This window comes from Methanothermobacter marburgensis str. Marburg, from assembly GCF_000145295.1.
Taxonomy (GTDB): domain Archaea; phylum Methanobacteriota; class Methanobacteria; order Methanobacteriales; family Methanothermobacteraceae; genus Methanothermobacter; species Methanothermobacter marburgensis.
Genome location: NC_014408.1, coordinates 161,344 through 179,943, shown reverse-complemented (window position 1 = coordinate 179,943; position 18,600 = coordinate 161,344). Strand labels below are relative to the sequence as shown.

Sequence of the window (18,600 nt, the reverse complement as noted above, 5' to 3'; positions counted from 1 at the left end):
TATAACTGTAAACATGAGTTGAAGAGTGATTCTATGGTCAGAGTTCGTCCGGTAATTGATAAAATGGAGCCATATGTACCTGGAAGATCCATAAAGGAGATAGCAGAGAATTATGGCCTCAGAGAGAGTGATATAATCAAGCTGGGGTCCAATGAGAACCCCCTGGGTCCATCGCCAGCCGCGGTTAAGGCGATGGAGAGGGAACTCGAATCCGCCCACAGGTACCCTGAATCAAACCTTGAAGACCTCCATGAAGCCATAGCAGATTATGCCGGCGTAGATGGAGACCAGGTCATAGTGGGTGGTGACGGTGCAGATGAGATCATTGATGTACTGGGTAGAACATTCATTGACCCGGGAGAAGCCTTCGTTGTGCCGATGCCATCATACATGTACTATGAATACACCCTCCAGGCACATGATTCGAGACCCGTTCATGCGCGGTGGGATGTTGAGGAGAACCGCCTTGACCTTGAATCGGTCCTTGATGCGATTGATGACTCAACACGTCTGGTCTTTCTATGCACACCCAACAACCCCACAGGCGGTCTTATAGATAAGAAGGATATAAAGGCTGTTGCAGAGTCCACAGACGCCCTTGTGGTTGTTGACGAAGCCTACTTTGAATTTGCAGGTGTCAGCAACGTGGACCTCTTATCTGACCATGAGAACATCTTTATAATGAGGACCTTCTCGAAGGTCATGGGTCTTGCAGGCATGAGGATAGGTTACGGCCTCGGAAGCCCCGAGGTTATAGATTACATGCACCGGGTTAAACCGGTATTCAGCCTCACAAGGCCATCCCATGCAGCGGCCCTTGCAACCCTTCAGGACAGGGAATACCTGGAAAGATCTGCAGAGTACTCCATAAGGAGCAGGGAATACCTGTATGGGGAACTTAAAAATTTTGAAAGCCTCAGGGTATTTGAATCATATGCAAACTACATCCTCCTTGATGTGAGGGGTACGGGTAAAACCGCCGCTGAACTTGCAGAGGAGCTTCTAAGGAGGGGGATCATCGTGAGGGACTGTACCTCATTTTCAGGTCTCGATGAGTACTGGATAAGGGTGAGTGTTGGAACCCTTGAGGAGGATAAAAGGTTCCTTGAGGTTCTCGCTGAGATCATTTCGTGATTTCAATGAAAATAGGTTCAATGGCAGTTTCAACCCTCGAATATCCAGGTAAACTCTCCCTTGTGATATTCACAGCAGGGTGTAACTTCAGGTGCCCCTACTGCCATAACCCTGAACTCATAGATGGAGGGGTGGAGGCTGATCTCTCAGATATCCTGGAGGATATGGAGAAATACACAGACTTTGTTGATGCCGTCGTGGTGAGTGGTGGCGAGCCCCTCCTCCAGGTGGACGATGTTGAGGTAGTACTACAGCACGCACGTTCCCTGGGACTCCATACAAAGCTTGACACCAACGGTTACTCCCCTGGGGCCCTCAGGAGGTTGCTGCCCTTACTTGATTATGTTGCAGTGGATGTGAAGGCCCCCTTCCACCGTTACAGGGAACTTGCAGGTGCGAGATGTGATGGTGTGAGGGAGAGTCTCCGTCTTCTTGCAGGCTCAGATGTTACTGTTGAGTGCCGGACAACCTTTGTGCCTGGCCTCATGGACGGGGAGGACCTTAAGATTATCGCAGAGTCCATAGACTGTGACATCTACGTTATCCAGCAGTTCAGAAACAGGGTTGTCCTGGATGAAGAACTGAAGGACCTTGAGCCCCCATCACCACGCATGCTCAGGGAACTTGCCCTGAAGATTAAAAAATATTTCCGGAAGGTTAAGATACGTACCGAGGAGTTTGGAGAGGAAGAAATTCAGTAATCGGGGGAGATACCAAATTGCCCATACTATCATTCAGCAGCAGGGACATTGACCTTGTAACCGGAAAAAGGACCATGACAATACGCCGGAAATGGAAGAGACCCCTCAGGGCGGGTGATCGCCTTCACTGTTACTGGAACCTTGTCTCCAAGGACCGAGAGAAGGTATTCGAGGCAGTGGTCACAGACGTTGAAACCGTCAGGTTCGGTGAGCTCAGGAAAAACGATGAACTGGCAAGGGAGGATGGTTTCAGGGACGCCAGGGAACTGGAGGAAGAATTCAAAAGGATGTATCAGGGTGACGTGGATGATGAAACCGAATTCCAGGTTATAAGGTTCAGGAAACTGCCAGTGGAGGAATGGGAGGGCAAAAAGATCGATGAAAAGGCCATGATAACCCGGAGGGCTGACATACTCTTTGATTCAGGAAAATTCAATAAATCCCGCCTTTGTTATACTGCAGCCCTCCGCATTGACCCTGACGATGTTTACGTGCTCAACAGACTGGCAGACAATCTCACAAGGCTTGGGAGATTCGATGAAGCCCTTGAAAACTACAGGAGAGCCATAAGAATAGATCCCGAAAATCCATATATATGGAACAACATGGCCATAACCCTCCTGAATGCGGGTGAAGTGGATGAGGCGCTTGAGGCCAGTTCAAGGGCCCTGAAGATAAGGCCCCATGACCCTGCCCTGCTTTACTGGAGGGGTGTTATGCTCGAGGTGGCTGAAAAACCGGTTGAAGCCCTTGAATTCTATGAGAAGGCAATTGAAAGGGACCCCCGGAATGCTGAATTATGGACAGCAAGGGGAAACCTGCTCTCAGAACTTGGAAGGATGGAGGATGCCCTTGAATCCTACAACAATGCCCTTGAACTGGCCCTTGAAGATGAACAGGACCCCCATCTCTGGAACCGTAAGGGCAACGCCCTTCTTGAGCTTGAAAGATTTGAAGAGGCCGCTGAATGCTACAGAAGGGCCATTGAAATGGATCCAGAGAATGATGTCTACTGGACCAACCTGGGTGTTGCGCTGCTGGAACTTGAAAGATTTGAGGAGGCCCTGGATTCATTCAGCAGGGCCTTCCAGTTAAACCCTGAAAATGAGGATGCAGAGATACTCATGGAGGAGTGCCTTGAAAACCTCTAGACCTTCCCGAGTTTCTCAATGGCCTCTTCCACCAGGGATATTCCCCATTCAGCCATTTTAGTGGCATTTTTCTGGGTGTCTGACTCTGCAAAGCATCTGAATATTGGTTCTGTACCTGAAGGCCTTATTATAACCCAACCACTGTCCCTGAAGATTTTAACGCCATCGGTTGTATCTATATCCCTCACACCAGGTTCAGTGCTCACCATTTCAGCCACCAGTTTCATGACATCCCCCTTGATTTCATCGGGACATTTTACCTTCTTTTTCTCGGAGTAATATGATGGAAGCTCTGACACAAGTTCAGAGAGGGGCCTTCCTTCATGTGCCATTATCTCAAGGATTTTTGCGGCTGTAAGGGCAGCGTCCCTTCCATATACAAAGTCAGGGAATATCAGACCACCGTTCTCCTCGCCCCCAAACAGACCCCCTGTCTCTTTAAGTTTTCTGGCCACAAGGAGGTCCCCCACAGCGGTTGCAATCACCTCACCGTTGTTCTCCTCTGCCACGTCGTATATTGCTGAGGATGTCGCGACTGTCGTAACTATTATTCCGCCGCCGTTCTCCTGGAGCATCCTCTTCTCAACAAGGGCAAAGGTCCTATCACCGAGGACGAATTCGCCCTTCTCATCTATACATATTGTTCTATCGGCGTCGCCATCATGGGCTATCCCCAGATCAGCCCCGGTTGATCTGACAGTCTCCATGAGCTCAGAAAGGTTCTCAGGGACAGGTTCAGGGTCACGACCAGGGAAAAACCCATCAGGCTGGGAATTAAGGGTTACAACACTGCAGCCCAGTTTCCTGAGGATGTATGGCATTGTGTAGGATCCAGCGCCGCAGCCACAGTCAACCACCACCCTGAAGTTTCTCTTTCTGATGGCCTCTGCATCGACCCTCCTTATAACCTCCTCCTGATACTCATCTATTATGCCCTGATTGACTGTTAGATGGCCTATCTCATTCCATGAAGCCCTCTTAAATTTTTTCTGGAAGAATATATCCTCTATTTCCTCCTCCATATCATCAGGGATCCCTATACCGTCACCGTCAACGAATTTTATCCCATTGTACTCTGGGGGGTTGTGGGAAGCGGTTACGATAACACCCCCATCATAGTAATTCCTCACCGCATACTGGACCGCTGGTGTCGGCAGTATCCCAAGGTCAACAACATCACATCCACTTGATAGAAGGCCGGATATAACAGCATTTTTTATCATGACAGTGGATGTCCTTGTATCTCCTCCAACAGCAATTTTTCCATCTACAATGGAACCATATGCTGCTGCAAGTTTAGATGCGAATTCAGGGGTTAAAACCTCATTTGCAAGTCTCCTAACACCAAATGTACCGAAGAGCCTCTTCATTTTTATAACCTCATATGATTATTGATCGCAAGGAGCCTGATAGACTTCCGCCACATAAACCACAAAATATCCTAAACTTCCACTCTATAAACCACAAAATCCATGTTTCTGTAGACCTTCCGTGAATACGGGGGCGTTTTCCTGTTTTTAGTGTCAAGAATTATATAACCTACCCTATCTATTCTGATGTCATCCTCTGTATAATCAAAGGTGATAGTATATTTCCGGGCATCAATCGTGTCCTTAGATCCCGGGGCATAGCCACCTGCAGATACCGGTTGCCCTGCAATAGAAACTATTAACGGCTGAATATGGTAATCAGACACTACAACGGTTTTATGGTCCCCATTATACTTGAACCACTGGGCAACTTCCAGTTCAGATTCAGAAACCTCCGGCTTCACGGTGCTTGCAATTCCGTAGCCGCTGCAGAGGGAGTAAACTGAGATGAAAAGGACCAGAACATAAACAGGCCACCTGCTATCAGCCACCTTCATTGAATTGAATATGCTGGCCCCCATTGCTGCTGCAGGAAAGAGTGCGAAGTACAGTATTCTATCCGATAGGACCTTCAATCCAACAGTGTAACCGGCACTCAGGGCCAGAACAAATATGAACCAGCTGGCCATAAGAATATCCCTCCTCTCTCTTCTTTTAAGTGCGCAGATTAATCCTGTCAGTGCAAGCACTGTGAGCAACGCCCCTAAATGGTTCAGGTACCCCACAATGGAAAGTGGGTCTGCCGGTGGTGGCCTGAAGAAAAACCCATATTTAATTAGAAGAGGCGCGTACCAGATAATCGCCAGCACGAAACCCGTTAGGATAATTAACAGGAGATTTAGAGGTTTTACAGCGTGCCTGCTGATTCGAAAAGCCAGCGCTGAGATTAACACCGCTGCAAGGGCCATTGCGGCGGATAAGAGATGTGTTAACATCAGCACGCCAAGGATGATGCCTGTGAAGACCGGATAAAGTTTAGAATCATTTTCCATAGAAATGCAATAACCATAAACAAAAAAGGGCAAGAATATCATGGCCAGGGCTTCTGGAATGGGCATGATTATCCTTAAGAAGAACAGGCTTGAAATTGAAAGCATTCCGGTCAAAAATCCTGCGAGAGATCCATAGAACCTTCCTGCAATATAAGAAAATGACAGAATAATCAGGAATGCCATCACAGGCTGTATGAACCTTGCCACAGTTAAAAAACCAAGACCGGTGATTTTAACAAGGAGAGTCAGCATTATATGGAAGAGGGGGGGATAACAGATGGGTCTCCCGTAAGGGGCACATGTAAGTGGATCCCAGAACACGATGCCCCTATCCATGTAAAGCATAGCGTTATGTACGTGGTAGTAGATATCCCATGTAAGTGGGGTGCTGTACTTCAGGGATGGTACGAGTGCCAGGAGGAATGCAAAGACTGGAGGTAGAAGGGTCAATATCACACTGGAGTTCCTCTTGACAATCTCTATCGGTATTCCCGCTATGCTTTTCATGGGCATAGAATGAGGTTGGTTATCATGGTTATTAAGGATATCCTCTCTGAAAACAGAAAATTTGTTAAGGAAGAAGGATCCCTTCTGAGCGCAAACCCAGCGAAGGGTCTCTGTATCATCACCTGCATGGACTCAAGGCTCACAGGATTCCTTGAGGAGGCCCTCGGCATAGGCAGGGGTGATGCAAAGATAATAAGGAATGCAGGTAACATCGTGGATGATGGTGCTGTGAGGTCAGCTGCAGTGGCCATATACGCCCTTGGTGTGCGGGAGATAATCATAGTGGGGCACACAGACTGTGGTATGACACGCCTTGAGAGGGACCGCATAGTATCAGAGATGAGGAAACTTGGTGTTGATGAGGATGTCATTGAAAATTTCAGCCTCAGCACACTGAACCCCATAGTCGATGAGGAGGAAAACGTGATTGAGGGCATCAGGAGGCTGCGTTCATCGCCACTTATACCTGAATCAGTAAAGGTCCATGGTCTTATAATTGACATAGCCACAGGTGAACTGAAACCATTGCACATCGATGAGTGAACTAACTCCCAAATGATTTTGGCATGATGGATGATGGTTTCTCAACAACGATCTCCAGTGATCCATGATACTCCTTAACCCTTCCTGTTACCTGGATCCTCATTCCACTTAAGATTTCAGGACTCAGTTCCATGTCCTTTGAGACGGATTTAAATGCAACAGCTGTTACCGTCCCTGTCCCATCATTTATTTTTAAAAGTAAAGTCCCGGATTCGAGTTCATGAACCGCCATCACTGTACCCTCAACCGTAATCTCCCTGTCCATCATGGCCCTGTCCAGATCTGACACTCTAACGACGGGGGGTGTGAGTGATGCTGATGATACTATCATTCCAATAAACCCGGCGATTCCAAGTAAGACCGAGATGATAAGCAGTGCCCTGTCATCCAGCATGAAACCCATGATATTATGTAATACATATGAATATTTAAATATTACTGGAGTTCCGCATCAAGCCCTGAACATTGACTCTATACGGGAAACCGTATCAATGTCCTCAGGGCTTAGATCGTCCCTTATGCGTTTTACAACAGGAAAACGAAGGGAGTAGCCGCTCTCATACTCAGGGCTCCGGACTATTTCACTGTAGGCCACCTCAAGTATTATCTCAGGCCTGACACTCAGTTTCCTGCCCTTCCGCTCAATGGCAAGGTTCTCCATCCTCTCTGAGAGTTCCTGGAGGGTTTCATCATCCAGTCCCGTTGCAACATGAGCCACCGTCACAAGCTCCCCTGTATCATCATCCCTTGCAGCCAGAAGGTATGAACCAATAAGGTGGGCCCTTTTTCCGCGGCCATAGGTGCCACCAACCACAATGAGGTCCAGTGTTTCGGGTTCGGCCTTGAATTTAAGCATCTTTTTACCCCTTATACCCGGTATATATGGTGACTCTGTGTCCTTTATCATTATACCCTCATGACCCTCCCTTATTGATTCCCTGAAGAGCCACAGGGCTTCATCAACGTTATCAGGGCCCACATCAACCATCCGGCTCGCCTCAATCTCCCCTGGAATCTCAGAGATGATTGACTCAAGAACCCTCCTCCTCTCCCTAAGTGGTTCGTCGATAAGGGGTCTTTCATAATAGAGGACGTCAAAGAGGAAGAGGGAAAGGGGAACCTTCCTCCTCAATCGTTCTATATCATACTTTCTCCTGACCCTCTGGAGTATGTACTGGAAGGAAGCGGGTCTGCCCTCAATTGTAACGATGATCTCACCCTCAACTATGTAGTCTTCATCCGGGAGCGCCCTTTCAACGCCCTCAAGGATGTCAGGGACCGCCGCGGTTATGTTTTCAAGTCTCCGTGTGAAAATAGATATCTCGTCCCCTTTTCGGTGTATCTGGACCCTTATACCATCATACTTTGTCTCACAGAATGCCCTTCCAAGATCCTCTATCGCAGATTCTATGCTCTCAGCAAGCTGTGCAAGCATTGGCTTTACAGGCCTTCCAGGTTCAAGGTTCAGCTTTTCAAGGCCCGGATTACCCTCCTCCATTGCAACGGCAGCCACCATACCCAGGTCATTGGTGAGCATGTGGGCCCTCTCAACAAGCGCAGGGTCGGCTCCTGAGGCCCTGGAGATGGCATCCCTTATAATTCCCTCTGCAACCCCCACCCGGAGTTCTTCAAGGACCGTCCTGGTGATGTAACGTGCCTCAAGTGGCTTTGCCTGGGATAGGACCTCAACAAGTATACCTATCTTCCTTGACTGGGCCCTTTCACCTGTTACAAATGCCAGTGAGCGCAGTTTATCATAAACAAATTCAACCGTGAGTGGTTGCGAAAAGAAGGTAGTTTGGGTTTTCTTTGAGAAGAGTTTCTCGCTCGCAAGCCCGATATCTCCCTCCTCCCTCATTGCATCTTCTATTTCATCAACCGAAACGCCCACGACAGTTGATATCGCCCTCATGAGAAGTTTTATACCAACCCCTAGTTCCTCCTCACTCCAGATTGGAAAAACCCTTCCAAGCATGAGGAGGGTCACCACAGGTAAAAGGTCCCTTTCAACGCTGCTGAAGAGCTCTGCAAGGATATCTGTCTTTTCGAGGCGCTTTGTTGTTGATTCCAGTTTTCTGTAGACCTCTGCAAGTTCAATATAGAGCAATCTATCCAACTCCATCATCTGTAAAGTGTCTGAAGAGGCTCCATGCCCATTCAATTGCCTCATCATCCCTTGAAAAGAGGAACCTTGACGGATCATAGAGACCTTCTGACAGAAAAAGAGATAGGGCCATTGAACCCTCCGTTATTATGAGGCTGAACTTAAGCTTTGCCGGTATGGAATGAATACCGGCATTCTGAGGCAAATCATCTTCAATGGAGGCTATAAGATCCTCTGAAAGCATTATCTCAGCCTCCGCCCCTGACCTCAGGAGATCCCCATAGAAGGGGTGATATACCCCCGATAGGACCCAGACCTTCTCTGAATTCAGGGCGTTCTTTGCCACCACATCATATGGTTCTGTGAGGTTCTCGGGCTTTGATTCAAGAAGAGTTGCCCCTGCAAGGGCTTCTATGCTTGAGAGGAGGTGATCTGGTATTGATGATAGATCGTGGTCAAGGAAGAATTCCGACAGATCTCCAATAGCAAGAAGTGACCCTATGATACCCTGCACCTTGAGGGATATTATCCTCCCTGTTGCTGAAAGCTCATACCTGCGGTTGGTCCTTGAGACCATTCTCTTCTCTTCCAGCTGGTATATGGCATGTAGAATCGTTGATGAACTTGATCTTATAACTGACCTCATCTCAGATAGCTCCATGGGACCATCCATGAGAGCAAGTAGGACCTTCAGCCTCACCTCAGAGCCAAAAATGAACCTGAGATCCTCTTTGACTTCACTGTAGCCTTCCAGCAAGGATTCACCTCACCATCTTCTATTCAAGGAAAACATCAAATTTTCCGCTGACACCACATATGGGGCACGGTTCGGGTGGTGCCTTCCTTGCGCAGAGATAACCGCATACACGGCACCGGAGTACCGGGATCTTAAGGTCAAGTTTACCCCCAGGGATTTTCTCCATATTCCTTCTCTCAGGGATTGATTTAAACTCCACATCCTCATCCGCAACGTAAAGGCCGCAGTAGCAGGTCCCATACTCCTCAAGATCATCGTCCCTGTAATCACAGGGGCACACTATATCACTGTCATCCTCTGGATTGCCGGATGCAAGCCTGCAGGGGCAGGAATCATAACCATACCTCTCACGGTTGGTGAGGATCCCCCGCAGGAGGTCCATGACAAATTCCCTGTCAGGGTTGATTTTATAGCCTGATTTCTCTGCAGATTCCCTGATCTCTCTGTAGAGTGCTTCAAGTTCACCAGCCATGATGATCCCCTACCTGAGGGCTGATTTTATTGAGAGTGCATCAAATCCCACAATAACATCCCCATCGTCTATCACAAGTGTGGGGAATGAGAGGGATGGGTTCCACTTCCGGAGCTCACTGAGGGCTTTTTCTCGTTCATCACCATGGAGGAGGTCGACGTATATGTAATCATAGGCCACACCAAGTTCATCCAGCAGCTCACGGGTTTTTTTGCACCAGCCACACGTGCTCAGGGCAAAAAGCCGGATCTCTGCCTTTTCGCTCCCGTCGACATGTTCAAATTTCATTGGACCACCACTGTAATTTCTGTTAATGGTCCATATTAACTGTTGGGGAATAGAACAGCACAGTAGATGAAGCTGTTCTGTCCCCCTGCCTCAGACCTGGGGTAGCACAGACATTCCAGAGACCATGTTCAACAGTGCTTCAATCACCTCTGAGGATCCTGAGGGCGCAGTATTCCCCGCACATGGTGCACATCTCTGAATCATCGATGGGGCACTGCATCCTGTACTCTGCAGGTTTTCTTGAGTCAAATGCCATTTCAAACTGTTTATCCCAGTCAAAGGATTTCCTTGCATTTGCCATTTCAAGTTCAGATTTCCAGGCACCCGACAATTTGCTTGCGGCGTCCGCGGCCTGTGCAGCTATCCTGGAAGCCACCACCCCCTCAATAACATCCTCCACACCGGGTATGGCAAGGTGCTCTGCAGGTGTTACATAGCAGAGGAAGTCGGCCCCGTTCATTGCCGCAACTGCACCACCTATGGCCGCACTGATATGGTCATACCCTGGGGCCATGTCGGTGACTATTGGACCGAGGACATAGAATGGTGCACCGTCACAGACAGACTTCTGTATCTTCATGTTTGCTGCGATCTGGTCGAGTGGCATGTGGCCAGGACCCTCAACCATGCACTGTACATCTGCATCACGGGCCCTTGAAACGAGATCTGCGAGGGTGAGCAGTTCCTGGATCTGGGGTATATCCGATGCATCTGCAAGGCAGCCGGGTCTCAGGCCATCCCCTAGGCTCAGTGTTACATCGTACTCATATGCCAGTTCAAGGAGGTAGTCATAGTTACTGTAGAGGGGGTTTTCCTCCTGGTTGTGGATTATCCACGCCGCAAGGAATGCTCCGCCCCTGCTCACTATACCCATTATCCTGTCTGATCGCTGGACCCTCTCAACTGTCTCAAGGGTTATCCCGGAGTGCACTGTCATGAAGTCAACGCCATCCCTGGCCTGGTTCTCTATTGCCCTGAACATGTCATCCTCATCCATGTCCACAACCGAGCCGCTGGATCTGAAGACCTCAACGCCTGCCTCATAGATGGGTACTGTTCCAACGGGTACGTCTACGGCTTCTAGTACGGCCCTTCTAACTTCCCGGAGCATAGGACCCGTGCTGAGGTCCATGACCGCATCTGCACCATATTCCACGGCCGCCATTGCCTTTTCAACTTCTAGGTCAATGTCCTCCATCTTTGAGGATGAACCAATATTGGCATTTATCTTCGTTGAAAGGCCCTCCCCTATGCCGCATGGTGATGAACTTCTATTAACATTGGATGGTATGACAGTTCTACCATCTGCAATGCTTTTTATGAGAATCTGAATATCAATGTTCTCCTTTCGGGCTACCTCCTCCATTTCAGGAGTTATATTGCCCTTTCTTGCATCTTCCATCTGAGTCACTTTGATCCCTCAATCTTAATATATGGACATCAATAAAAATAATTTCATGATTAGAAAGCTCCGTGCAAGGGACATAATGCTGCGTGATGTTATTGTGGCTAATCCAGAAGACCTTGTGGCAGCTGCAAATCTCAAGATGGTCCGTGCAAATGTTGGCGGCGTCCCTGTTGTGGAGGACGGCAGACTTGTTGGCCTCATAACCCACAGGGATATTCTGCTTGCCGGTGGTGAGGCCCTGAAACTGCGGGTGAAGGATATCATGAGCAAGGACCTTGTTGTTGTCCATGAGGATACTCCAATAAGCAGGATAAGCAGGATAATGGCAGATACCGGTTATCAGAGGTTGCCTGTTGTAAAAGATGATATGCTCGTGGGGCTTATAACTCAGAGCTGCATCATAAAGGCTGTTGCGGACCACCTTTAGAGTTATACAAGGGGTTCAGGTGACAGTGGATTTCTTTCTGAACTTTTCTTCCCCGAAGCCCCCATCATCTCCAATCTGAGTTCAATGAATCTTTTACCCCTTTTTGTGCACGCATATATGGGTATTGAGGAGCCCACCTTCAGCAGCGCCCTTCTATCTGCTATTCGCCTTATGTACTTTGATGCACAGGCTGTTACAACATCACATGTATTGATTATTCTCTCTGCGCCCCTGTAATCTATTCCTGTGAGGTGAACCGCAAAGAGGTATATTTCTCCATCACCGATTTCCCTTAACTGCTCTGCCTCATCTGGATCCTTGACTGTGACTGCAACCCTTCTGTAACCCATTTCAAGAGCCCTTTCAACGCCCTTAAGCTGGTCTATCGTTGCCTTTTGAGGGTCAAGGACATTTTTGGGGCCAATTTTTTCTATAACATCCTTTTCAGGAGAGGTGCTGATGAAACCTGATATCCTTCCGCCTATACCCTGTGCAAGTTCTGGTTCTGTTACAATGACGGTTCCTGCCCCATCGCAGACCATCACGGCTGCGTCCACCTCCCCCTCGGCAAGGAGTGTTGAGATAATCTCTGAGATGCCAAATGATAGAAAATCCCTCATCCTTAATTCACGGTTGGCTGTGCACATGCCAAAATCCTTGATGCGAAATTCAATATTCTGGCGGACCGCCTCAGATGTGATCTTTTCAATGCCACGATACTTATGGAACAGGGGGCAGTAGTGGATCAGTGGCTCTGATACATGGACCACCTTACCGTCCCTCACTGTAACCCGGGTTTTGCCCAGGGCCTCTATTACATGTTCACCCACAGAGAACACCTCAACGCTGGGGATATGGAAATCCTTCGGCAGGATCAGGTTTCAGGATCAGTGAAGCATCTGACCTCAGAAGCGCATTTACAGTTGCACTGAATGAGCATAGCGTCCCTATACCACATGCAACCCTCTCATCACCAGATATGATATCCACAGTTATATAATCTTCCATTCTTACATTTTCCCTTACACCTGCCCTGCCCATCCTGTGGAGGATCCTGTTGCCCAGGGCCCCCATGGACCTGTCAAGCCAGAAATGTTTGAGTGGGCAGAGGTCACAGTAATTCCTGAAGAGCCTGTTCCACTTACTGCTTCCAAATCCTGCATCGATTTCGGCCCTTATGGTAGCATATGCTATGCAGCACCCCCAGTTCCTTCCGATAACCTTTCCATCCTCAATAAGATATGAGTGAACCCTCCTACCCCTCCATTCAAGTCTTCCGGTGATCCCCCTCTCATATTTCTCCATTCCAGTGTTCCGGGACCTTCCTGAGGCAATTTCCTTTCTCAGTGAATCCACCCTCGAAGCCGCTATGTTGATTGCGCAGACCGGGCAGAACCCTGAGGCTGCGGATACAGTTTCTTCACCACTTTTGGAATAGAGAACAACCTTTATACCTGCCCCATCCCTTTTAACCTCAACAGACCCCCCCTCTGACCATATCCGTGATATAACCATGGATGCTGTGTTGACAACCCTTCCATACCCTGCCATTTCTGCAACGCGCTTCTGGTCCCTTTTATCTGTAAGAAATGGTTTCAGGACATCTGAAAGGTCATCATCAATAAAGCCCGCGTTTATCTGTGCGTCGAGAACTGCCGGGGCCCAGGTTATGTCTGAACCCTCTCCAGCCAGCTCTCCTGAGGGGTCCAGTATACGTGCCCTGACGCCCTCAGGGTACTCTGAGGTTTCAATGATGAATTCCTCCTCTGAGAGATGCCTGAGTACCCGGTGGCATGCACCACATGCACCCTCTGAAAGATCAAGATCCCTGATCTGCATGGACCTCCCCCACTGCAAGTGGCTGATTGTATCTATGTTACCACCCAGTAATAATGGTTGCATCGTGGTGGCTTTCATGCATCGCAGGTGTTTAACAGAAAAGTTTAAATTGGATGAAAACTGATTTTTTATAAGCTACGCCGGGGTGGCTCAGCTGGTTAGAGCGCACGGCTCATAGGGTATTAAGCAGTGCTCTGACTTTTTCCTGGGATACCGTGAGGTCGCGGGTTCGAATCCCGCCCCCGGCATCTTGAAACCACTTTTTTTATTATACGCTGATGATCATCTGTTTTATGGTAGCAATATATCACCAGTCATTTACAGAGTCCAGTTAATTATGCTATTCAGTGTCCTCAGGGCCACATCACCAGTCATTTATCGAATCCACTTAATCTCCTATTCTTATGCGGCAAGCCACATCCACCCACTTCAATGCAGTGCCGGGTCATGATGTGACCGCTAAAACCTGTAAAAATCATTAATATAATTCAGTGACATACATATACTGCGATAGGATTTAAAGAGGGTTGGAATGCCTAGAAGATATGAGAGTATGGCATACTGGGAGATGGTCAGCCGGCAGATGGGCTTCATTTCAAAGGCCGAACAGTTAAGGCTCAGGGATTCAACTGTTTCTGTAATTGGATGTGGTGGTATAGGTGGGGCTGCAGTTGAGATGCTTGCGAGAATGGGTATAGGCAGAATCCGGATAATAGACAGCGACGTATTTGATGTCTCAAACATCAACAGGCAGCTCATGAGCAGTTTCAGCGCCCTTAAGCTCCCCAAGGTTGAAGTTGCAGCAGAACGCATCAGGACCGTGAATCCCTTCGCTGATGTTGAGGCATTTCATGAGTGTTTCACGGAAAAAAATGCCCCAACCATAATTGATGGTAGTGACGCCGTGGTGGACGCCCTTGATAACATAACCTCCAGGGTCATGGCGTCAAGAAGATGCAGCAAGGAGGGCATACCCTTCATACACGGAGCCATACATGGATCCATGGGTCAGGTGAGCGTCTTCACATCTGATTCTCCATCCTATGAGGAACTTTTCAATCTACCATCTAGGGGTCTTGACCTTACAGGGGATGTTAAGGCTAAGCTTAAAGAACTATCCTCTGAAACTCCGCCGGTCATAGGGCCTGTGGCCAATGTTACCGGGTGTTTGCAGGCGGCTGAGGTTTTTAAACTGATAACCGGGAGGGGCGATCCAATAGTCGCGCCGAAGATGCTGAAATTTGATCTGCTCCTGGGCGAACCATTCAAAATTGTTGAACTATAATGGCCAAAAAATATATAAACCAGTAGAAGGAAAGTTACTTCCGGTGACAGTTAATCTCATGCCACGGAGGCATAACCCATGTCAGATAAGATTGGAAAAATAATAGCTAAAATGGATGAATGCGGAGTAAAATTCGTCCGCCTTCAGTTTGTGGACATACACGGAAAACCAAAAAACATGGCAATACCCCTGGTAAGGCCAGACCAGATAGAGGACATAATAAAGGACGGTCTCCTCTTTGATGGGTCATCAATTGAGGGATTCGTCGACATAAACGAAAGTGACCTGGTCCTCAAACCAGACCCTGACACCTTCTCAACACTCCCCTGGAGGCCAGAGGAAAAGGGTGTCTGCAGATTCATCTGTGACATATACTGGCCAGAGGGAAAACCATTCGAGGGAGACCCAAGGTACGTGCTCAAAAGGACCCTTGACAAATACGCCCACCTGGGCTACGAATACAACGTCGGACCCGAACCCGAATTCTTCATCCTGGACCAGGACGAGGATGGGAACATAATACCCCACGACTGCGGCGCATACTTCGATGTGGAACCAGTGGACCAGGGTACAGACTTCAGGAGAAAACTCGTGATGGACCTGGAGGCCCTCGACTTCGATGTTGAGGTAAGCCACCACGAGGTCGCCCCAGGGCAGCATGAGATAGACTTCAAATTTGACAAGGCACTTAAAACAGCAGACGCCGTCATAACCTTCAAGCAGGCGATAAAGGCTATAGTTGACAAGATGGGTTACATGGTAACCTTCATGCCAAAACCATTCTTCGGTGAAAACGGTAGCGGTATGCACTGCCACCAGTCACTCTTCAAGGACGGTGAAAACGTATTCTACGACCCCAACACCGAGACCCAGTTATCAGAAGAGGCCATGTACTTCATAGGAGGGCTCCTCAAGCATGCCCCGGCACTATCAGCGGTATGTGCACCGACAGTCAACTCCTACAAGAGGCTCGTGCCAGGCTATGAGGCCCCTGTGTACATCGCATACGGCCTCAAAAACAGGTCAACCCTTGTAAGGATCCCTGCATCCCGTGGTAAGGGAACACGTGTGGAACTGAGGATGCCTGACCCCTCATGCAACCCTTACCTTGCATTTGCAGCCATGCTGGAAGCAGGTATGAACGGTATACAGAACAGAATTGACCCCGGCGAACCAACTGAAATCGATGTATTCGAAAAATCCATTCCTGAACTCAGGGAAATGGGAATCGAAACCCTCCCATCAAGTCTCTGGGAGGCATACCATGCCCTTGAGGAGGACGATGTCATCAAGGGAGCCCTCGGGGACCATGTCTATGAGAAGTTCATGGAGATAAAGCACAAGGAATGGGACGACTACCGGGTGAGGGTCTTCAAGTACGAACTTGAAAGATACCTTGACATCTAACCCTCCTTTTTTATTAAACTTTAAATAACCCCCTCCCTATTTTTTATATGGTGTTTGCTGATGGCTGAAGAGACCAACCAGAAGATGATGGAGATCCTGAGGATCCTTGCAGAGCACGACGACGTCCTTGGGGCAAAGATAATAGCATCAGAACTTAAAAAGAAGGGCTACGACCTAGGAGAACGTGCTGTCAGATACCACATGCGCATACTTGATGAAAAGGGCCTTACAGAAAGGGTTGGTTACGCCGGAAGAAGGATAACAGAAAAGGGGCTGCAGGAGATAAACCGTGGCCTCGTCTACGACCAAGTGGACTTCATATTCTCAAAGTTTGAGAGTATGATCTACCGTACAAGTTTCAACCCTGATACCCTTGAGGGGAAGGTGGTTGTAAACACATCAAGGATATCCCCTGAATCCATCGAAACCCTGAAATATGTTATGAAAAACGGTTTCTGTTTGAGCCCCCGTGTCAGGCTCGAAGAACACGATGGGGAGTTTGTAATAAGTACCATCTGCGGAACAACGGTTGATGGTCTTCTGCTCATGAATGGAATCCCTGTAATACCCCAGTTTGGGGGGCTTGTGAGGTTCGAGGAGAGCAGGCCCGTGAACTTCAGGGAACTCATAGCATACAAGAAAACATCTATGACCCCCCTGGAGGCATTCACATCCGAGAACATGACCTCAGTTCTGGATGTCATTGAAAACGGAGAGGGGACCGTACCTGCAAATCTCCGTCTCATACCTGGAACCGCAAGGGAGGAGGCCATGAAACTCTTCAGAAAACTTGAGGGAGCCGATATATCAGGCGTCCTCAAGGTGGGCGATCCAGGGGAGGATGTCCTAGGAGTCCCTGTGGCTGATGGAATGGTTGGGGTTGCCATCATAGGAGGAATAACTCCACTCTGCGCAATACAGGAGGCAGGTTACATGGCTGAGATCAAGCTGGCAGAGAACCTCATTGACTTCAGAAACCTGGAACCCCTCGTAAAACCTGAGGGGAGTTTGATGGCATCTGCACCTGAAAGGGGTGTCAGGGTCAGATTCCTGCTTTCAAAGGCCTGGAACCTCATAAACAGGGTTGATTTCAACCACAGGGATTTTTCTGGGAGGATAATTGCAAACATATCCCTGGTTAAAAGAGAGGATCTTGATGAAGCCCTCGAGATCATACGTGACGTCCTGGGGAAGCGCCCCGAATTTTCAACCCTGCCACTTATAGGAATCACGGATGAGGGTGAAATGGCTGGAATTGCAACTGTCTGCAGCCTCACCCTGGACGGGATACTCATAAAGAACGGAATCATGTCCACACCAAAGTATGGGGGCCTCCTTGAGGTTGGAGTTAGGGATCCCCGCTTTGTTGAGCTAACAGCCTACAGCGGCTCATCCCTGGACCCCCATGAGATCTACGTTTCAAAGAATATGACTGCAGTTCTTGAAGCCCTTGATGGTCCGGGCAGGGTACTTGCAAGTCTCCGTGAGGTGCCCTACCTTGCAAGGGATCACACCACAGACCTCATTGAAGATCTATCAGAAGCAGGTTTCAGCATACTGAAAATTGGCAAACCCAGTGAGATAGTCTACAACGCCCGTGTGGAGAAGTACCATGCGGGGATAGTGACCCCTGGAGGCCTGAATCCCCTTGCAGCTGTCCGTGAGGCAGGTATCGATATAAGGATAAAGGCCGTTGAGGGGCTCATGGAACTTAAGGAATTCATGTATGTTGACGAGGTGTAAACCCTATTTCATAGGACTAGAACCCCTGACCCTGGAACTCATCATGACTGGTGTAAAACTTATTTTATAACGATCATAAGACTATATAATCAGAGGCAAAGGTGATTTATTTGAAAAAGGAAAATAGAATTGCAACCTGCGATGAACTCTGCAGGTACATAAGGGAAGAGGTTAAACCAGGGGATACTGTGAGGCTATCCCTCGGCCGCGTATACATTCCTGGAAAGGTTGTCACCAACAACGCGGGCGTCATACAGATAAAGATAGACAGTGACCTAATAAAGGGTCTTACAACGATTGACGTTGAGAAGCTGAAGGAATACCTCATCGAACTGGAGCACGAATGTGAGGGTGGGGTATGCGTAATTGAGGCTGTTGATGAATGAGGTGATTGGATGTTGGCTGTGGTAGAGATAGTTTCACTCATAGTGGCTGGATTTATAATTGTGAGTCTGATGGCCCATCTACTCAA

The 18,600-nt window shown here is 48.4% G+C and carries 19 protein-coding genes and 1 tRNA gene; 10 read left to right on the top strand and 10 right to left on the bottom strand.

What is annotated here, in order from left to right; translation table 11 throughout:
• Positions 1 to 33: 33 nt before the first annotated feature.
• From hisC to MTBMA_RS00845, 3 genes are read left to right on the top strand one after another with little or no spacing between them, the layout of a single operon-like run.
• On the top strand, positions 34 to 1,134 hold the full coding sequence (hisC, locus tag MTBMA_RS00855; RefSeq protein WP_013295010.1) for a histidinol-phosphate transaminase: 1,101 nt from the start codon (positions 34 to 36) through the stop codon (positions 1,132 to 1,134).
• Positions 1,135 to 1,139: 5 nt separating this feature from the next.
• Positions 1,140 to 1,835, top strand: a complete 696-nt coding sequence (locus MTBMA_RS00850; RefSeq protein WP_013295009.1) for an anaerobic ribonucleoside-triphosphate reductase activating protein — start codon at positions 1,140 to 1,142, stop codon at positions 1,833 to 1,835.
• A gap of 17 nt (positions 1,836 to 1,852) precedes the next feature.
• A complete protein-coding gene (locus MTBMA_RS00845; protein ID WP_013295008.1) occupies positions 1,853 to 2,986 on the top strand; it encodes a tetratricopeptide repeat protein in 1,134 nt (377 codons plus the stop codon).
• Here the strand turns inward: MTBMA_RS00845 and glmM are convergent.
• Positions 2,983 to 4,356, bottom strand: coding sequence for a phosphoglucosamine mutase (glmM, locus tag MTBMA_RS00840; RefSeq protein WP_013295007.1), 1,374 nt, complete (start codon positions 4,354 to 4,356; stop codon positions 2,983 to 2,985). The genes MTBMA_RS00845 and glmM overlap by 4 nt on opposite strands.
• Positions 4,357 to 4,427: 71 nt before the next feature.
• Positions 4,428 to 5,855, bottom strand: coding sequence for a glycosyltransferase family 39 protein (locus tag MTBMA_RS00835; RefSeq protein WP_083772510.1), 1,428 nt, complete (start codon positions 5,853 to 5,855; stop codon positions 4,428 to 4,430).
• Between the two features lie 24 nt (positions 5,856 to 5,879).
• Between MTBMA_RS00835 and MTBMA_RS00830 the strand changes: the two genes are divergently transcribed.
• Entirely contained in the window at positions 5,880 to 6,398 is a 519-nt protein-coding gene (locus tag MTBMA_RS00830; protein ID WP_013295005.1) for a beta-class carbonic anhydrase, read from the top strand.
• Position 6,399: 1 nt separating this feature from the next.
• Here MTBMA_RS00830 and MTBMA_RS00825 read toward each other — a convergent pair whose 3' ends face one another.
• From MTBMA_RS00825 to thiC, 6 genes are all read right to left on the bottom strand, one after another.
• Complete coding sequence (locus MTBMA_RS00825) at positions 6,400 to 6,801, bottom strand: exodeoxyribonuclease VII large subunit (RefSeq protein WP_148215519.1); 402 nt, start codon at positions 6,799 to 6,801, stop codon at positions 6,400 to 6,402.
• A 48-nt stretch (positions 6,802 to 6,849) separates the two neighbouring features.
• On the bottom strand, positions 6,850 to 8,505 hold the full coding sequence (locus tag MTBMA_RS00820) for an ATP-dependent DNA ligase (RefSeq protein ID WP_013295003.1): 1,656 nt from the start codon (positions 8,503 to 8,505) through the stop codon (positions 6,850 to 6,852).
• Between the two features lies 1 nt (position 8,506).
• Positions 8,507 to 9,259, bottom strand: a complete 753-nt coding sequence (locus MTBMA_RS00815) for a helix-turn-helix transcriptional regulator (RefSeq protein ID WP_013295002.1) — start codon at positions 9,257 to 9,259, stop codon at positions 8,507 to 8,509.
• A 19-nt stretch (positions 9,260 to 9,278) separates the two neighbouring features.
• A complete protein-coding gene (locus tag MTBMA_RS00810; RefSeq protein WP_013295001.1) occupies positions 9,279 to 9,731 on the bottom strand; it encodes a ferredoxin-thioredoxin reductase catalytic domain-containing protein in 453 nt (150 codons plus the stop codon).
• A gap of 9 nt (positions 9,732 to 9,740) precedes the next feature.
• Positions 9,741 to 10,019: a glutaredoxin family protein gene (locus MTBMA_RS00805; RefSeq protein WP_013295000.1), complete on the bottom strand. Its 279-nt coding sequence runs from the start codon at positions 10,017 to 10,019 to the stop codon at positions 9,741 to 9,743.
• 139 nt (positions 10,020 to 10,158) lie between these two features.
• Positions 10,159 to 11,430: a phosphomethylpyrimidine synthase gene (gene thiC, locus MTBMA_RS00800; protein ID WP_013294999.1), complete on the bottom strand. Its 1,272-nt coding sequence runs from the start codon at positions 11,428 to 11,430 to the stop codon at positions 10,159 to 10,161.
• Positions 11,431 to 11,476: 46 nt separating this feature from the next.
• On the opposite strand from thiC, the gene MTBMA_RS00795 reads away from it, so the two are divergent.
• The gene (locus MTBMA_RS00795) at positions 11,477 to 11,854 is read left to right on the top strand and encodes a CBS domain-containing protein (protein WP_048901256.1); all 378 of its coding nucleotides are present in this window, start codon (positions 11,477 to 11,479) and stop codon (positions 11,852 to 11,854) included.
• A 2-nt stretch (positions 11,855 to 11,856) separates the two neighbouring features.
• Here the strand turns inward: MTBMA_RS00795 and MTBMA_RS00790 are convergent, their stop codons facing one another.
• Both MTBMA_RS00790 and MTBMA_RS00785 read right to left on the bottom strand, forming a co-directional pair.
• On the bottom strand, positions 11,857 to 12,684 hold the full coding sequence (locus tag MTBMA_RS00790; RefSeq protein WP_013294997.1) for a methanogenesis marker 8 protein: 828 nt from the start codon (positions 12,682 to 12,684) through the stop codon (positions 11,857 to 11,859).
• Between the two features lie 10 nt (positions 12,685 to 12,694).
• Positions 12,695 to 13,693, bottom strand: coding sequence for a hypothetical protein (locus MTBMA_RS00785; protein WP_013294996.1), 999 nt, complete (start codon positions 13,691 to 13,693; stop codon positions 12,695 to 12,697).
• A gap of 139 nt (positions 13,694 to 13,832) precedes the next feature.
• Here MTBMA_RS00785 and MTBMA_RS00780 point away from each other — a divergent pair.
• The 5 genes from MTBMA_RS00780 to MTBMA_RS00760 all read left to right on the top strand — a co-directional run bounded on the left by MTBMA_RS00780 (position 13,833) and on the right by MTBMA_RS00760 (position 18,514).
• Positions 13,833 to 13,941 (top strand) — tRNA-Met (locus MTBMA_RS00780).
• Between the two features lie 284 nt (positions 13,942 to 14,225).
• On the top strand, positions 14,226 to 14,978 hold the full coding sequence (locus MTBMA_RS00775) for a HesA/MoeB/ThiF family protein (protein ID WP_013294995.1): 753 nt from the start codon (positions 14,226 to 14,228) through the stop codon (positions 14,976 to 14,978).
• Positions 14,979 to 15,056: 78 nt separating this feature from the next.
• Complete coding sequence (gene glnA / locus MTBMA_RS00770) at positions 15,057 to 16,385, top strand: type I glutamate--ammonia ligase (RefSeq protein WP_013294994.1); 1,329 nt, start codon at positions 15,057 to 15,059, stop codon at positions 16,383 to 16,385.
• Between the two features lie 60 nt (positions 16,386 to 16,445).
• The gene (locus MTBMA_RS00765; RefSeq protein WP_013294993.1) at positions 16,446 to 18,128 is read left to right on the top strand and encodes a DUF128 domain-containing protein; all 1,683 of its coding nucleotides are present in this window, start codon (positions 16,446 to 16,448) and stop codon (positions 18,126 to 18,128) included.
• Positions 18,129 to 18,229: 101 nt separating this feature from the next.
• Positions 18,230 to 18,514, top strand: coding sequence for a DUF2097 domain-containing protein (locus MTBMA_RS00760; RefSeq protein ID WP_238523376.1), 285 nt, complete (start codon positions 18,230 to 18,232; stop codon positions 18,512 to 18,514).
• Positions 18,515 to 18,600 lie beyond the last annotated feature (86 nt).

Bases quoted from the DNA above. Each gene is read 5' to 3' on its own strand.
- hisC (WP_013295010.1), top strand. From the start codon at position 34: ATGGTCAGAGTTCGTCCGGTAATTGATAAAATGGAGCCATATGTACCT.
- MTBMA_RS00850 (WP_013295009.1), top strand. From the start codon at position 1,140: ATGAAAATAGGTTCAATGGCAGTTTCAACCCTCGAATATCCAGGTAAA.
- glmM (WP_013295007.1), bottom strand. From the start codon at position 4,356: ATGAAGAGGCTCTTCGGTACATTTGGTGTTAGGAGACTTGCAAATGAG.
- MTBMA_RS00835 (WP_083772510.1), bottom strand. From the start codon at position 5,855: ATGAAAAGCATAGCGGGAATACCGATAGAGATTGTCAAGAGGAACTCC.
- MTBMA_RS00830 (WP_013295005.1), top strand. From the start codon at position 5,880: ATGGTTATTAAGGATATCCTCTCTGAAAACAGAAAATTTGTTAAGGAA.
- MTBMA_RS00825 (WP_148215519.1), bottom strand. From the start codon at position 6,801: ATGGGTTTCATGCTGGATGACAGGGCACTGCTTATCATCTCGGTCTTA.
- MTBMA_RS00810 (WP_013295001.1), bottom strand. From the start codon at position 9,731: ATGGCTGGTGAACTTGAAGCACTCTACAGAGAGATCAGGGAATCTGCA.
- MTBMA_RS00805 (WP_013295000.1), bottom strand. From the start codon at position 10,019: ATGAAATTTGAACATGTCGACGGGAGCGAAAAGGCAGAGATCCGGCTT.
- MTBMA_RS00795 (WP_048901256.1), top strand. From the start codon at position 11,477: ATGATTAGAAAGCTCCGTGCAAGGGACATAATGCTGCGTGATGTTATT.
- MTBMA_RS00785 (WP_013294996.1), bottom strand. From the start codon at position 13,693: ATGCAGATCAGGGATCTTGATCTTTCAGAGGGTGCATGTGGTGCATGC.
- MTBMA_RS00775 (WP_013294995.1), top strand. From the start codon at position 14,226: ATGCCTAGAAGATATGAGAGTATGGCATACTGGGAGATGGTCAGCCGG.
- glnA (WP_013294994.1), top strand. From the start codon at position 15,057: ATGTCAGATAAGATTGGAAAAATAATAGCTAAAATGGATGAATGCGGA.
- MTBMA_RS00765 (WP_013294993.1), top strand. From the start codon at position 16,446: ATGGCTGAAGAGACCAACCAGAAGATGATGGAGATCCTGAGGATCCTT.